Consider the following 779-nt stretch of genomic DNA (forward strand, 5'->3'; position numbering starts at 1 on the left):
CGGGTCGGGAAGTTCGCCTTGATCGTCCCGGTGATCACGTCCACCGACGGACGCTGCGTCGCCATGATCAGGTGGATGCCCGCCGCGCGCGCCATCTGCGCCAGGCGCTGGATCGCGCCTTCGATGTCCTTGCCGGCCACCATCATCAGGTCGGCCATCTCGTCGACCACGATCACGATGTAGGGCAGCGGGGAGAGGTCCATCTCCTCGTTCTCGTAGACGGCCTCGCCGGTCTGCCGGTCGAAGCCGGTCTGGACGGTACGGGTCAGCACCTCGCCGCGCAGGCGCGCCTCCTCGAGCCGGGCATTGAACCCGTCGATGTTGCGCACGCCGACCTTGGACATCTTCTTGTAGCGCTCCTCCATCTCGCGCACCGCCCACTTGAGGGCGATGACCGCCTTCTTCGGATCGGTGACGACGGGGGAGAGAAGGTGCGGGATGCCGTCGTAGACCGACAGCTCCAGCATCTTCGGGTCGACCATGATCAGGCGGCACTCCTCCGGCTTCATCCGGTAGAGGAGCGAGAGGATCATGGTGTTGATCGCCACCGACTTGACCGCGCCGGTGGTGCCGGCAACCAGCAGGTGCGGCATGCGGGCGAGATCGGCGATGATCGGCTCGCCGCCGATGTTTTTCCCAAAGCACAGCGCGAGCTTGTGCTTGGTCTCGACGAAGTCGGCCGAGGCCAGGAGCTCGCGCAGGTACACGGTCTCGCGCCGTGCGTTCGGCAGCTCGATGCCGATGGCGTTGCGGCCGGGCACGACCGCGACGCGGGCCGA

General features: G+C 66.8%; 1 protein-coding gene. It reads right to left on the minus strand.

The features are described 5' to 3' along the window. Positions 1 to 779 (minus strand): FtsK/SpoIIIE domain-containing protein (locus MKK70_RS22995; protein ID WP_279603776.1); only part of this gene is annotated, 779 nt, incomplete at both ends.

This window comes from Methylobacterium sp. E-041 (assembly GCF_022829665.1).
Classification (GTDB): Bacteria; Pseudomonadota; Alphaproteobacteria; order Rhizobiales; family Beijerinckiaceae; genus Methylobacterium.